Here is a 14,114-nt window from a genome sequence, read left to right on the forward strand (position 1 = left end):
TTGTTCTGGCTCCTTTGACTAAGTATGTTGTGTGGTCAATTTGATGGTTTTGATCTCGTACGGCAGGAATTGAAGGGTTAACCTTCCTTCCGCGATATCCAGTTGTTCGAGTTCTTCTTCCAAGGCGTTGGATAGATGGACCCTTTCGCAAGGATAAGGCCAGCTCACAGTTGCCGCATCCCGGCCGCCCGCGGACTCATACATCCGAAGGACGTACCCCGTGCCGTCTTCTGCCGGCTTTACGGTATCCAAGATAACGTGATCGCTCTCGAACGGAATAAACGAATGCACGGCAGGCTGCGAACCCTTCTTCGAACCTGTTCTCACCCATGGCAGATCATGATTAAGCTCGGCTGCTTTGCGGACGATTCCGGCGCTTCTCCAGTCTCCGTTATGCGGATAGAGGGAATACGTGAACTCATGCTCTCCCAAATCCGCCGTGACATCCGGCCATTTCGGCGCGCGCAGCAGCGACAGCCGGATCGTGCTGTCCTGAACGTCATATCCGTATTTGCAGTCGTTGATCAGGCTGACGCCGTATCCATGCTCCGACACATCCGCGAAGCGGTGTCCGCAGACTTCATACTGCGCCTGCTCCCAGCTCGTATTGCGATGGGTCGGTCTCTCAATGGTTCCGAACGGAATCTCGTAGGTGGCCTTCTCGGCAACGACGCCGATCGGGAAACCGACTTTCAACAATTTATGCGATTCGTTCCAGCTGACAAACGTCTTGAAGTCGATCCGTCGGTCATGATGATAAAAAATCATATCCTGCGTGATCTCCGACTGATGAATGCGCCAGCGGAAACGCAGCACATCCTGGACTTCGCCCGCAGACACCAGCTTCTTCTCGATCAGCTCGGCATCGCCGGCGGGTTGCTCCTCGTAGCGGGTATCGATATCCCACGCATCCCACAGCGTCGGACGGTCATGGAAGAAGTGGAAACGATTCGCGGCTTCGCCCGGCTTGATTACTTCCCGATGTGCTTCTTTATCCCACAGGCTCGTGATTTCGCCGCGCTCGTTAAAGCTGACCTTATAGAAATCCGTTTCCCAAGAATCTGCGAACACTGTAGTAGACTTCTCCGCTGCCTTTCCGTTTCCTGCCGAAGGCTTCATCCAGATGGTCGTGTATCCCAAAGCCGGGATGCCTTGAACATGAACGTTCAAGCGCTGCGAGGTTTCGCCGTTCTCTCCGGATAAGGCATCGAATGGCAGCGGCGCGCCATCCGAATCGTACGGTGTAAGACCATGCTCTGCTTCTAGCGAGATGACGGCGTCCCTTCTCCATCCAAGTCCGTTGAAGATAACATACGGAACGCCTTCCCCTTCTGTATCGGCCTGGTCCGCCAATACCTGAAGCCCGAGATCCAGGCTACGATTTCCTTTTTGGAATACCTTTGCGTATTCCTTCTCGGAGGTCACGTAAGATTCCGTTATCGCAGAACCCGGAATAATATCGTGGAATTGATTCAGCAAAATCAGCTTCCAGCCGTCATGCAGCTCGCTGACGATGCCCTGCTTCTTCTCGTTGTCCATCGACGGGAAAGCCACCGAGTTCCATAGCTCCGCCTCGCGGAACAGGATTTCCGCCTTCCGGTTATGGCGCTTGTTTCGTGCATGCGTCGTATAGGTGCCGCGATGAAGCTCCAGGTATAAATCCCCGCGCCATTTCGGCAGCTTCGGCTGAGCTGCGTCGATCCCGTCAAAAAACTCGGCAGCCGTGCTGTACTTGCTGGCAGGCTGACCGACCATCAGCTCGGCCCGGTTGATGTATTCCAGCATCTCGCGAGTTACGCCTCCGCCGCCGTCGCCGTGTCCATACAGCAGCATCTGCTCCGGATGAACGGCCTTTTGACGGTACGACTGCCAATGCTCGTGAACGTCCTTCGGCAGCGTGTTCTCGTTCACGCCATGGTTCAGATAGGAGAGCATCGGCGTTCCATCGATCCCGACCCAATGGAATAGATCGTATGGGAACACATTCGTATCGTTCCAGCCAAGCTTGGTTGTCATGAAATAACGAATGCCGCCATGCTTCAAGATTTGAGGCAGGGATGCACAGTATCCGAACGTATCCGGCAGCCATTCGATTTGCGATGTCAGGCCGAACTCTTCTTGATAGAAGCGCTGCCCGTACAGCATTTGACGCATGAGGGATTCCCCGCTCGGGATGTTCAAGTCCGGTTCGACCCACATCCCGCCGACCAGCTCCCAGCGACCTTCCTTGATTCTGGCCTTCACTCTCTCGTACAGCTCGGGATCGTGATCCTTCAGGAATTGGTACAGCAGCGGCTGACTCTGCGCGTACTTGAATTCGGGATATTCGTTCATCAGCGCATCCATCGTGGAGAAGGTGCGGCTTGTTTTTCGTACGGTTTCCCGAACGGGCCACAGCCAGGCGATGTCGATATGGGACTGGCCCACCATATGCTCGGTGCCTTCGGCATGGCCGCCTATGGCTGCGACCGACTGTTTCAGATCATGCTCAATCGCGGTTACCTCGGCACCATTCCGAATGGCAGCGTCATTCAAGCCTACGAAGCGATCCATGGCCTGATACAGCGCCTCCATGATGCGGATGCGCCGCATATCCGTATCCGGCAGCAGGATAAGCGAATCCCGGATCACGGTAGCGGTGTACATCAGGCTCTGGACAGGCACGTTTACGAGGACAAGCAAACTTTGTACGCGGGTAATCGGTGGCTGAATGACAGCCTGCTGATTCAGCGGGTCGACCGGCTCCGGAATCGGATCGAACAATTCGATCTCCAACTCCATGTTCATTCCGATCCGCTTCGGATCCAGCGTAACGAAAGTATGATTCCGGTCCAATCCCTGATAAGACGCGCCATTAATGCGCAGCAGCCCCTCGCCCCCGGATTGAAACACGAGCCCAATCGCTCCATCTGCCCATTGAGGAGGTAACTCAAGATTCCTCCGAAAGAAATAGGTTGTCCCCTGCGTGCTCGGAAACCTGTTGAAGTTCTGCCCCTCCGGATAAGGGGCCGTCTCTTCGTACACGCCCGGAACCATGTAAGCGGACCGGGTAATGTCCCAATCTCGAAGCTCCGTCGATTCGAGCCACTGCCGCTCCGACAGTTCGCGTATAAAGCGTCGAATACGTTCCATTGATTAATCCTCCTGTACGGTCAGATCTGCACTAAGCGTATCGTTCACATGCCTGCCTAGCATAACACGGAACAGCCCGGGTTCAACCACCTGCCGGTAATCTTGACCGATATATTGAAGCTGTTCCGGACCGATCGTGAATTCCACCTTGCGCCGCTCTCCGGGCTGCAGGGAAATTTTCTGGAAGCCCTTCAGTTCACGGGCGGGTCTCGTATATTTGCTGGCGGCATCGCTTACGTATAATTGTACAACCTCGGACCCTTCACAGTCACCGCTATTTGTAACGTTCACGGAAACAACCGCCGTACCGTCCGTTCCGATCACTTCCGGAGTCATTTGAATATCCGAATAACTGAATTCGGTATAGCTAAGCCCGTATCCGAACGGATAACGCGGCTGGGAATCCTCTTCAAGGTAACGCTTACCGCGTGACCGCTTGCCGTTATAGTAAACCGGCAGCTGCCCGACATGCTTCGGTATCGACATGGTCAGCTTGCCGGAAGGATTCACGTCCCCGAACAAAATGTCCGCTACCGCATGTCCGCCTTCCTGTCCAGGATACCATGCTTCCAGAATCGCATCGGCATGCTCGTCGATCCACGGCTCCGCGATCGGACGGCCGTTGATGTACACCACGATCATCCGCTTGCCAAGCTTATGGATCTCCTGCGCCAATTCCAATTGAACGCCGGATAGCTGCAGCGTCATCCGGTCAATGCCTTCGCCGCAATCCATGTCGCTTAAAGCATCGTCCGTGACCTTCGAGGCCCCTGTGCGCAAATCAATCGTGCCTTCGCCAAAATCGCGGGCGCTGGAACCGCCAAGCACCATAACCACGGTATCGGCCTGTTCCGCACAAGTCAATGCGAATTCAAAGCCCTCCCTGGAGTCGTCCTTAATGCGGCATCCCGGAGCGTACAATACGCGCTGCGCATCTTCTCCCAGTTTCGCGCGGATTCCGCCAAGCACGGTGGTCACGGCTGCCGGCGGCTGAGGAGAGGTGTAGTCTCCAAGCTGATTGTATCCCTGATCGGCATTAGGTCCAATGACGGCAATCACGCCGCCTTCCTTGGATAACGGCAGAGCCTTTGCTTCGTTCTTAAGGAGAACGATGCCTTCTGCCGCAAGCTGCCTGGCAAGTCCGACATGCTGCTCGCTGCCGATCACGTTCTCGGCTGTCTGGGGATCCACGTAAGGATTCTCGAACAATCCGAGCTTGAATTTTAACGTCAATACTCGGCGTACGGCCTCGTCCAATACGGAGACCTCCAGCTTGTTCGACTCGACAGCCTTCTGAAGATGCTTGCCGAACATCTCGCCAGACATCTCCATATCGATGCCGGCGCGGATGGCCTGCACAGCGGCATCCATTCCGTCTTCGGCGGTATCATGGCCGCTGGCCAGCATATCGATGGCGCCGCAGTCGGTGATTACCATGCCGTCAAAACCCCACTCCTTGCGGAGAATGCCGTCAAGCAGCTCCGTATTGACGGTGCATGGCACGCCGTCAATCTCGTTATAGGCGGGCATAATGGAGGCCGCTCCCGCTTCCACGGCCTTCTTGAACGGCAGCATGTCCACTTCCATCAGCTCACGCGTGCCCATGTGCACGGGTCCGGCATTTCTCCCGCCTTCCGAGCTGCCATAGCCAACGAAATGCTTCAAGGTCGCCGCAACGCTGCTCGGGCTGTCCAGGGACTCGCCCTGAAGGCCTTCCACCGATGCGACCGCATATTCGCTGATCAGGTACGGGTCTTCACCGAAGCATTCCTCGGTACGTCCCCATCTTGGATCGCGCACGACGTCGAGCACCGGCGAATAGGTGACCGCGCCGCCCTGGCTGCGTGTTTCCAACGCGACGGCCCGGCACATGTCGCGGTATAAATCCGCGTTCCACGTGCTCCCGATGGACAACGGCACCGGAAAGACCGTGCCGCCGATGGCCATGTGACCATGCGAGCATTCTTCCCCGATCAGGATCGGAATGCCAAGTCGAGACTGCTCAACGGCGTACCGCTGGATGTGATTGACGGCTTCCGCTCCTTCACGCGGAGAAAGACCGGTCTCAAGTGTTACACCGGTCCATGGATCGGCGCGAAGGGTCCCGTAAAGGGATCCGACGCCGCCATTTTTAACTTGCTCTTTAAATGAATCCGTTAATGTAATCTGACCTTCATTCACCTCATAGGTCTTCCAGCCGAACGGCTGGATCAACTGCCCCACCTTTTCCTCCAGGTTCATCAGGCCAAGCAGATGTTCCACTCTTTCCGCAATGGGTTTACGGGGATCTTTATAAGTCATCTTATACCCTCCGGTACTTGAAGAATTTATTCTTTAACCGCGCCGATGGTCAGACCTTGAATGAAGTAGCGCTGGAAGAACGGATATGCCAGAATAATCGGTCCGGTTGCCAGAACGACCATCGCCATCCGCGAAGTATCCTGCGGCATGCTCTGAAGAGCGGCCATGCTAAGGGATGAGTTCTGCGAGTTCTGCAGGATGAACTGCATGCTGGTTTCGATCCGCATGAGCATGGATTGCAGCGGAACCAGGTTCGGATCGTCAATGTAGAGCAATGCGTTGAACCAATCGTTCCAATACCCAAGCGTGCTGAACAAACCGATGGTAGCCAGACCCGGCAGGGATAGCGGCAATACCAGCTTGTAGAAAATCTTAAACTCGCTCGCACCGTCGATTTTACCGGACTCGATGATGGCGTCCGGCACGCTGGTGCTGTAGAACGTACGCAGAATCATGATATAGAAGGCATTGAGCGCCAAAGGCAGAATCAAAGCCCAGATGGAATCTTTCAGGCCCAGCAATTGCGTTGCTACGATATAAGTCGGCACCAGACCCCCGTTGAACAGCATCGTGAAAAATGCGAAGAACGAGAAGAAGTTCCGGTATCTGAACCCTTTGCGGGAGATGGCATAAGCATAAAGCGAAATGATAAACAGACTGAGCAGCGTACCTACGACCGTGACAAAGATCGTTACGCCGTAAGAACGAAGAAGCGTGTCGCCTGTCTGGAATACGTACTTGTAAGCTTCAAGACTCCATTTCTCCGGCCAGATTTGGTATCCGTTACGGGCCAGTGAGCCTTCGTCTGTAAATGAGATGATCATAACGAACAGGAACGGAAATACACACAGGAACGAGAAAATACCGGCAATCAGGTTGAATACGACATTCCACCCGGATGAAAGCTGATGGAAATCTTTCATCTTGCTTTTCGATTTGAACACATCACATACCCCCTTCTTGATGATTGATCGATTAGAACAATGCGTTATCCTTGTCGTATTTACGAACGATATAGTTGGATACCATAACCAGGATAAATCCGACAACCGACTGGTACAGACCCGCAGCAGTACTCATGCCGATCTCGCCCGTTGTTTTCAGACCGCGATATACATAGGTATCAATGACGTTCGTTACGGAATACAAGGTTCCCGAATCCCTTGGCACTTGATAGAAGAGACCAAAGTCAGCGTAGAAGATTTTACCGATCGCAAGAAGAGTCAAAATGGTCATCAGCGGTTTCAGCATCGGAAGCGTGATGGCTTTAATCTGCTGCCATTTGTTCGCTCCGTCAATCATCGCCGCCTCGTACAAGGATTTGTCGATCCCCATGATCGCCGCCAGGTAGACGACGCTGTTATAACCTACGGATTTCCACAAACTGATCAACGTCAGGAATATCGGCCAATACTTGGCTTCGGAATACCACTGAACCGGCTCCATGCCGAACCAGCCCAGAATCTGATTCAGCATCCCTTTGTCCATACTCAGGAAACTGAATGCGAAGTAACCTACGATAACCCAGGACAGGAAGTACGGCAGAAACATGCCGGTTTGATAGACTTTCGCCAATTTCTTGTTCACGATTTCAGACAATACGATAGCCAGCGCTACGGATAGAATGAGACCTAATATGATGAACACGAAATTATAAAGAACGGTGTTGCGCGTAATGATGTAAGCATCGTTGGTACTGAACAGGAATTTAAAGTTTTGGAATCCTACCCATTCACTATTAACGATACTTGCCCAGAACCCGTCTCGGCTAAAGCGGTATTCCTTAAATGCAATAATGGTCCCGAACATGGGCAAATATGAGAATAAGAGAAACCACAGGGTCCCCGGCAAAACCATGAACAGCATGGCCTTATTCGTCATAATATTTTTGAAAAACTGTCCGATCGCTCTCACGCTTACCCCTCCTCGTGATGTGCATGAAATGAACAAAAGAAGGGCGGTGAACATCCGCCGCCCCGTCCTTGTTCATGCTGCAGCGGCATCTGCTGCCCCTTAAGGCAGGCAGGCCGCTTCATGCATTGTTATTACTTGCTTGCTTTCCAAGCATCAATTTGGCTTTGTGCTTCAGCGATGATCTTATCCAGACCAGCAGCTTTCAGCTTTTCATTCGCTTTTGGCAGGAACTCTTCAGGATTGACGGTACCTGTCATCAGCGGCGCCCAGAACTCTTCTTTTACGTTGTTGACAGCAGCGAGTTCTGTGGATACTTTGGTTGGATCGAAGTTGAAACCGAGAAGCGGAGCAGGCTGGCCGGACTCGTTAAACTTCTTGAACTCTTCCCATTTGTTCTCAGGATCTTCAGGATTCAAGTAAGTCAGCATGACATTGCCAAGCGCAAAAGTAGGCATGTCGTAGTTTTTCGATTCTGGCAAGTTTTCCATTACGTTCTCGCTAAGCTTCTTGTAGTGCACGCCTTCGATACCGGAGTCAACCAAGTTACGAAGATATACGTCGGTGTTCAGCAGGTTCAGGAACTCCATTGCTTTCTCAGGGTATTTCGAGTTTGCGGAAATCGCTTGCATCGAACCCATAACCGACCAGTTAAAGATGTTTGCATCGCCGGCAGGAGTAGATACGACAGGATAGCCGTAGCTTTGGCTCCACAGGTTGTCCGCGAATGGCTGTGTAGCCGCACGGTCCGTGAACCAGTTGCCGGATGTCATCAGATCTTGCGTCGAAGTTGTTGTTGCAGCTTCTGGGGAGATGTATCCCGCTTTGTAGTACTTGTTCATCAACTTAAGCATGTCCATCGTTTCCGGCATTTCGAGGAAGTTCACGACTTTCAGTTCTTCCTTGTCGTCCAGGTATACGGCCATTGGCATTTTTTCGATGATGTAGTCAAATGGAAGCAATGGTCCGAAGTCTTTGCTGATGGCCAAAGGAACGACGTTCGGTTCGTTTTCCTTGATCGTTTTAAGCAGCGGCTCCAAGCTTTCCATCGATTTTACGTTCGAAATATCGAGATTGTATTTATCGAGCAATGTTTTGTTAAAGCGCCATGCTTCTTGAGCAGGAAGTTCTTTGTTGGCCGGAATCGCATAGTTGTGTCCGTCAACCTTGGAACCTTCCAGGAACGCCGGATCGATTGCTTCTTTAATGCCTTTTCCATGGCTTTCGATCAGCTCGTCCAATTCCATGAATGCGCCTTTACGTGCGTTCTGCACATAATCGAACGCCCATGAGCTCGTGAACAGGATATCCATCGGTTCGCCGGAAGCTGCCATAACCTGCATCTTCTGGTTGTAATCCCCGAAGTCGATCATTTTCATGTCAACGGTTACACCAATCTTCTCAGCAGTGTATTTATTGATTTCTGCCTCAACCTTGTCAACATCCTTTTGAGGTGTTCCGATGGTGTACCAGATCAGCTCAACCGGTTTCTCGGCAGTTCCCCCGCCGTTTCCTGCACTCTCTTCTTTATTGCCTCCGCATGCAGACAACAGCATGGACGCGGACAATAAAAGCGTTAGCGGCAGGAGCCATTTCTTTTTCGATTTACTCATGTTTATCCTCCCTTTTGAATCCTTGTGTCTCTACACATATAAGGTTATCCCATGAAAGCAGTTTCACATAGGCGAAAAATTAAAGGTATTATGGTGAAAATAAAGAAAAAAACTCTGATTCTATCAATCAGAGCATTCCTCTAAAATCCCTCGGCGATACGCCGACGAATTTTTTGAACTGTTTATAGAAATAACCGGTTTCCCAATAACCGACATTTTTTGCGATATCCTGCACTTTTGTCGAAGAGTTCCGAAGCAGCTCCTTGGCCCGCTCAATCCGGTATCGGTTAATGTACTCCGTGAAGTTTTCTCCCGTCTCTTTATGGAACAGATGACCCAGATAGACCGGATGGATATGATAGTTAGCTCCCAGCACCTTCAGCGACAAATCCTCGTTGTAATGGTGCTGGATATGATTCAGAATCTGCTGGATGACAGGGCTCTTCACGTCATTGTTGAGCGAATCGACCAGCCCGCCGACCCCATCCTTCACCGCTTTGATCAGATCGTCGATCGATACGGAATCCATAATATCGGTAATGGTGTTTTTCACGAAATCAGGGGCGGCCGTATACTGGATATCGTTCAGCTCCAGTTTCAGGCGAATGACCATTTCGACCGCGATGCTCTTCAAGGTCGTCGGGTTCATTCCCTGGGTGTGGCGAAGCCGGTCAAAATCGCTGTCGATCAGATCGAACAGCACCTGCTTGTCCCTTCCGGCGATGCCTTTGGCATAATCGGGCCACTGTACCGAATAGGATTCAGCCGCTTCTCCCTTTTTGGCCTGAACATCAACATAATCCACGTAGGAGGGCTGCTCCAGAACCAGATAGTATTCCTGGGCTTCCTTGGCATGGAGATAACTGTCCTTGTAATTCCCGCCGAGGCTCTCCACGCTGCCGAGCGAAATGCTCAGCTCTTCTTCATAGCACTGCTCCCGCACCTGCTGCAGCAGGCGGATTGCCCTCGCTTTTTCCGTATCTGGGTCTTTCATCATGAAGATGACCACATGATCGCCGTCGTTGTCCCGGAAATACAGAACGCCCGGCTCCTGGTCCATTAATTGATACAGGCAGTTCTCCAGCGGCGTGAAGTCCGCTCTCAGGATAGATGCCATAACATAGGGCAAATTGAGATTCAACCCCAGAAGGGTCGCCCGCTCCTCCAGCTCCTCCGGCTCGATCCGGTCGGTGATCCAGCGATACAGGATGTTGCTCCGCAAAATATTGATGTCATACTCGTCCAGTCTCATTTCCCTTCTGGATTTGTTCATTTTATCCGTTGTGCTTGCAATCGTTTCTTCCAGTTCCTTGAGGTTGATCGGCTTGAGCAGATAATTCTCGATCCCGAGCCGCATGCCTTCCTTCAAATAGGCAAAGTCGTCGAAACCGCTCAGGATAATCACCTTCAGATTACGGTTTAATTTGCGTGCGCCCTCGATCAGTTCAAGCCCCGTCATCACGGGCATCGATATATCCGTTATAAGAATGTCGACCGGAACGACCGCCATCTTCTCCAGTGCCTGACGGCCGTTCTCCGCATGACCGACCACCTCGATGCCATACTTCGACCAATCCACGACATCAACCAATCCCTCTATAATGAACGGCTCATCGTCCACGATAAATACCTTATACATCGTTATTCAGCTTCCTCTCTGTCACCGGAAATTTCACTGTCACCGTCGTTCCGTTACCCGGCTCGCTCTGGATGTCCATTCCGTACGAACTTCCATATGTCAGCTTTAATCGCTCATTCACGCTACGCAGACCAAACGATTCTCCGCTCGACTCGGCCACATCCAGCCGGGATTTGATGTCCTCGAGCCGCTGCGGCGGGATCCCTTTCCCGTTGTCCTTGATCTCGATATGGACCTCGTCATCCTCCTGCGTCGCGTTGACGGTCAGCCAGTTATCGTCCTGATCGCTGCGAAGGCCGTGAACGATATAATTCTCAATCAGCGGCTGCAGCGACATTTTGATCATCGGCACATGCTTGATTTGATCGTCGCAGTGCATTTTGTAAATATACTTGTCCTTATAGCGAATGCGAAACAGCTCCAGATAAAGCCTGCACGCCTCCAGCTCATCCTTCAGCGTGTAGTGGGACTTATGCTGAACGATATTCTTGAAGAGCATCGACAAGCTGTAGATCATATCGCCGACGTCCTGCGCCCCCTGCGAGAGAGCCCTCATTCGAATCACTTCGAGCGTGTTGTATAAAAAATGCGGGTTGATTCTAGCCTGCAGCGCAGACAGCTCCGCGTTCTTCTGGTTAATCTCCGCTTTATACACCTTATCGATGTAACGGGAAAGCTCATCCAGCATTTCATTGAAGCTGCCTGCGATTTGCCCCAGCTGATCGTCCTTGGTATCCTGCATCCGGGCCACGAACTCTCCCTTCTCGACCTTGCGCATAAAACGAATAATGTTATCGGTCCTTCTGGAGTAATTGACGATCATCAGGGAAGGGATGGACACCGCAATCACGATGCATAGCAGGGCAGCAATGATAATGGTGCTCTGCAAGCCATGGAACGATTCCGCGATTTCGCGCTTGGGCGTGATGCCCACCACCGTATAGCCTGCCTGATTATGGGCTGCCGTTGTAATATAGGATTCCTCATCGAGGGTCACGGTTTCCTTGGAATTCAGCAGCTGGTCGGCATACGGATACTTCTCGCCGTAATATTTGCCGGAGGAGTCAAACATCACGCGGCCGTCGCCCGACAACACCAGAACGGAGCCCTTCAGGGAATCGTCGCTGTTGTTCAGCACGGCATCCAGCGCTTCCGTTCGATACAAAATAAGCAGCTGTCCCAGATTTTTGTAAGTGGTCATATCATTAATCGGGCTTCGGATCGAGAACAACGGCAATGTCACGTCTCCGGCCAGCTTGCGTATCCATAGATTCGGCAATGTGACGCTCTGGCTTTCGAGCGCCATCACGTCGGGAATGTAGGAATGCGTGGCATTCGCCTGATACAGCCTTGTCATGCTGCCCTGCTTGTACACGTAGACATACTGCTTCTCCGCGCTGTACAGCATGATGTTCTCTATATCCGGATCATCGTCAAGCCTCTGCTTGAAATAAGCGACTACGCTGTCCGAATTGGACTGCCCCCCGCCCGCGATCCGATTCATTCGCTTGGCCATATACTCGTTGAACGAGTTCATGAGGAAATAGGAGGTGTCAATGCCCAAAGAACTGTTGCGGTATAAGTCGTTCACATAGGACTGGGCATTCTCGTATTTTTGATTCAGGTGTCGTTCCACCCGCTCCACCGCGCTCCGCTGGATGTCCAGCTCGCTGCGGACGGCCGATTGAAACAAGAAGTAATACATAAGAAACGATAAGGTGACGATGGTAACTACCGCAATCAGGGCGATTAACAGCAGCATTTTGGTAAACATATTATTTTTAATATATTTTAGATATAGCCTTGCGGGAGACATCGGCTTCCCCTTCCTGGTGTAAACGTTGTAACTGCTTAACATATTAAATATAACATCGGCCAACCGTCCTCAACGGATGAAATTTCTACCAAGTTATGAAGGTGTAATTTGCCTATTTTAGACCATTTTGGGGCCGATCTCCCCCCTGTTTCATAGCATGAATCTTGAAGGAGATGGATGATCATGCCTCAATACCGCATTATTGTCGATTTGTCCGACTTTCAGCTGCACCTGCTCGACGGCAACATCGTGGTACGCACGTTCCCGGTTGCCATCGGCAAAATGGCTACGCAATCGCCGCCCGGCAATTACACCATCGTCAACAAACAACCGAATCCCGGCGGTCCTTTCGGGGCTTACTGGTTAGGGTTGTCCAAACCCCACTACGGCATCCATGGCACGAATGACCCTTCATCCATCGGCCGCTCCGTTTCCCATGGCTGCATTCGGATGTATAACGAGGACGTGGTGGAGCTTGCTTCCCTCGTGCCCATCCATACCAGGGTCACCATACGAAACTAATAACATAAACTGGTGATTTCAACTCCCTCCAAATTGGTTAAATACAAATGTTACATGGTACCCGTGTATTTTACCTATTCGTTGTTATGGAGGGATTGCCCATGATGCAGAGCAAATATTTCAGGACATGCTTTGGCATAATCGCACTGCTCTTAATCATCTACCTAGGAGCCGAAATCAGCTTTTTGTTTCGCCCCATCGTCTCCATGTTCAACATGCTGATCGTTCCGGTAGCCATGGCCGGCTTCTTCTATTATCTGCTTAGGCCGATCGTGGACTACCTGGAGCGACGCAAAATCAAACGATCCATCGGCGTCCTGATGCTGTATTTCGTGTTTGCCGGTCTCTGCGCGATCTTTGGCATCGTCGTATGGCCGACGCTCCGTGAACAGATCGAAAACTTCATCAGCAACGCCCCCTTCCTGGTTGAGGGCGTGGAGGAGCAGATCGACCAGCTTCAACAGAATCAATTCTGGTCCCGCTATGTACCAACGGAATCCGAATTGTCTACCTCCCTAACGGAATACATGAACCGGATCATCACCTGGATCAGCAATTCCATCAATAACCTGATTTCCGTTGTATCCGGCGTCGTTGTCATTATCGCTACGATTCCAATCATTTTGTATTACATGCTGAAGGAAGGCAGCAAGCTCCCGCCAAGACTGCTCAGCGTCCTGCCCAGACGATACCGCCGCGACGGCCAGGAGGTGCTGGGCGAGATCGATACGGCACTCAGCAATTTTATTATCGGCAAAGTGATCCTGAATCTTATACTTAGCGTCATGATCTATATCGGATTTTTGATTATCGGACTGCCCTATTCCCTGCTCTTGACGGTGATCTCCTTCTTCTTGAATTTCATCCCGTACATCGGTGCGCTGCTGGCGACCGTTCCTGTCGTCATCATCGGATTTATCGAATCGCCCTCCATCGCGATATGGTCCGTCGTGGTCATTGTCATCGCCCAGCAGATTCAAGATAATATCCTGACGCCCGTTATCTACGGGAAACAGCTGGATATTCACCCGCTGACTACGGTTGTCCTTATTCTTGTAGGCGGCGACTTCTTCGGACTGCTCGGCATCCTGCTGGCCATTCCGGCCTACATGATCATCAAAATTATCGCGGTGCGAATTTACGAGCTGTTCCTCGCCGAAAAAGTAGAGGACGCATGATG

The 14,114-nt window shown here is 51.7% G+C and carries 9 protein-coding genes; 2 read left to right on the top strand and 7 right to left on the bottom strand.

The genetic code is table 11. The features are described 5' to 3' along the window. Nucleotides 1–18: 18 nt before the first annotated feature. The 7 genes from JNUCC32_RS15995 to JNUCC32_RS16025 all read right to left on the bottom strand — a co-directional run bounded on the left by JNUCC32_RS15995 (nucleotide 19) and on the right by JNUCC32_RS16025 (nucleotide 12,412). Nucleotides 19–3,132, bottom strand: a complete 3,114-nt coding sequence (locus JNUCC32_RS15995) for an alpha-mannosidase (RefSeq protein WP_192569194.1) — start codon at nucleotides 3,130–3,132, stop codon at nucleotides 19–21. Nucleotides 3,133–3,135: 3 nt separating this feature from the next. Next, nucleotides 3,136–5,433 (bottom strand): glycoside hydrolase family 3 N-terminal domain-containing protein, encoded by a 2,298-nt coding sequence (locus tag JNUCC32_RS16000; RefSeq protein ID WP_192569195.1) that lies wholly within the window; start codon nucleotides 5,431–5,433, stop codon nucleotides 3,136–3,138. 26 nt (nucleotides 5,434–5,459) lie between these two features. Then, nucleotides 5,460–6,356, bottom strand: a complete 897-nt coding sequence (locus JNUCC32_RS16005; RefSeq protein WP_036666173.1) for a carbohydrate ABC transporter permease — start codon at nucleotides 6,354–6,356, stop codon at nucleotides 5,460–5,462. Nucleotides 6,357–6,408: 52 nt separating this feature from the next. Next, on the bottom strand, nucleotides 6,409–7,338 hold the full coding sequence (locus tag JNUCC32_RS16010; protein ID WP_175320733.1) for an ABC transporter permease: 930 nt from the start codon (nucleotides 7,336–7,338) through the stop codon (nucleotides 6,409–6,411). A gap of 140 nt (nucleotides 7,339–7,478) precedes the next feature. Next, entirely contained in the window at nucleotides 7,479–8,957 is a 1,479-nt protein-coding gene (locus JNUCC32_RS16015; protein WP_015734274.1) for an ABC transporter substrate-binding protein, read from the bottom strand. A 127-nt stretch (nucleotides 8,958–9,084) separates the two neighbouring features. Then, entirely contained in the window at nucleotides 9,085–10,596 is a 1,512-nt protein-coding gene (locus tag JNUCC32_RS16020; protein WP_192569196.1) for a response regulator transcription factor, read from the bottom strand. Next, entirely contained in the window at nucleotides 10,589–12,412 is a 1,824-nt protein-coding gene (locus JNUCC32_RS16025; RefSeq protein WP_192569197.1) for a sensor histidine kinase, read from the bottom strand. The genes JNUCC32_RS16020 and JNUCC32_RS16025 overlap by 8 nt, the downstream gene beginning before the upstream one ends. 183 nt (nucleotides 12,413–12,595) lie before the next feature. On the opposite strand from JNUCC32_RS16025, the gene JNUCC32_RS16030 reads away from it, so the two are divergent. Beyond that, a complete protein-coding gene (locus tag JNUCC32_RS16030) occupies nucleotides 12,596–12,934 on the top strand; it encodes a L,D-transpeptidase (protein WP_036671045.1) in 339 nt (112 codons plus the stop codon). A gap of 101 nt (nucleotides 12,935–13,035) precedes the next feature. Next, on the top strand, nucleotides 13,036–14,112 hold the full coding sequence (locus tag JNUCC32_RS16035; protein WP_096773097.1) for an AI-2E family transporter: 1,077 nt from the start codon (nucleotides 13,036–13,038) through the stop codon (nucleotides 14,110–14,112). The last annotated feature ends 2 nt before the right edge of the window (nucleotides 14,113–14,114 follow it).

This window comes from Paenibacillus sp. JNUCC32, assembly GCF_014863545.1.
Classification (GTDB): domain Bacteria; phylum Bacillota; class Bacilli; order Paenibacillales; family Paenibacillaceae; genus Paenibacillus_AQ; species Paenibacillus_AQ lautus_A.

Excerpts from the sequence above, each read along its gene's own strand:
- JNUCC32_RS15995 (WP_192569194.1), bottom strand. The coding sequence starts at position 3,132 with ATGGAACGTATTCGACGCTTTATACGCGAACTGTCGGAGCGGCAGTGG.
- JNUCC32_RS16000 (WP_192569195.1), bottom strand. The coding sequence starts at position 5,433 with ATGACTTATAAAGATCCCCGTAAACCCATTGCGGAAAGAGTGGAACAT.
- JNUCC32_RS16005 (WP_036666173.1), bottom strand. The coding sequence starts at position 6,356 with ATGAAAGATTTCCATCAGCTTTCATCCGGGTGGAATGTCGTATTCAAC.
- JNUCC32_RS16015 (WP_015734274.1), bottom strand. The coding sequence starts at position 8,957 with ATGAGTAAATCGAAAAAGAAATGGCTCCTGCCGCTAACGCTTTTATTG.
- JNUCC32_RS16020 (WP_192569196.1), bottom strand. The coding sequence starts at position 10,596 with ATGTATAAGGTATTTATCGTGGACGATGAGCCGTTCATTATAGAGGGA.
- JNUCC32_RS16025 (WP_192569197.1), bottom strand. The coding sequence starts at position 12,412 with ATGTCTCCCGCAAGGCTATATCTAAAATATATTAAAAATAATATGTTT.
- JNUCC32_RS16030 (WP_036671045.1), top strand. The coding sequence starts at position 12,596 with ATGCCTCAATACCGCATTATTGTCGATTTGTCCGACTTTCAGCTGCAC.
- JNUCC32_RS16035 (WP_096773097.1), top strand. The coding sequence starts at position 13,036 with ATGATGCAGAGCAAATATTTCAGGACATGCTTTGGCATAATCGCACTG.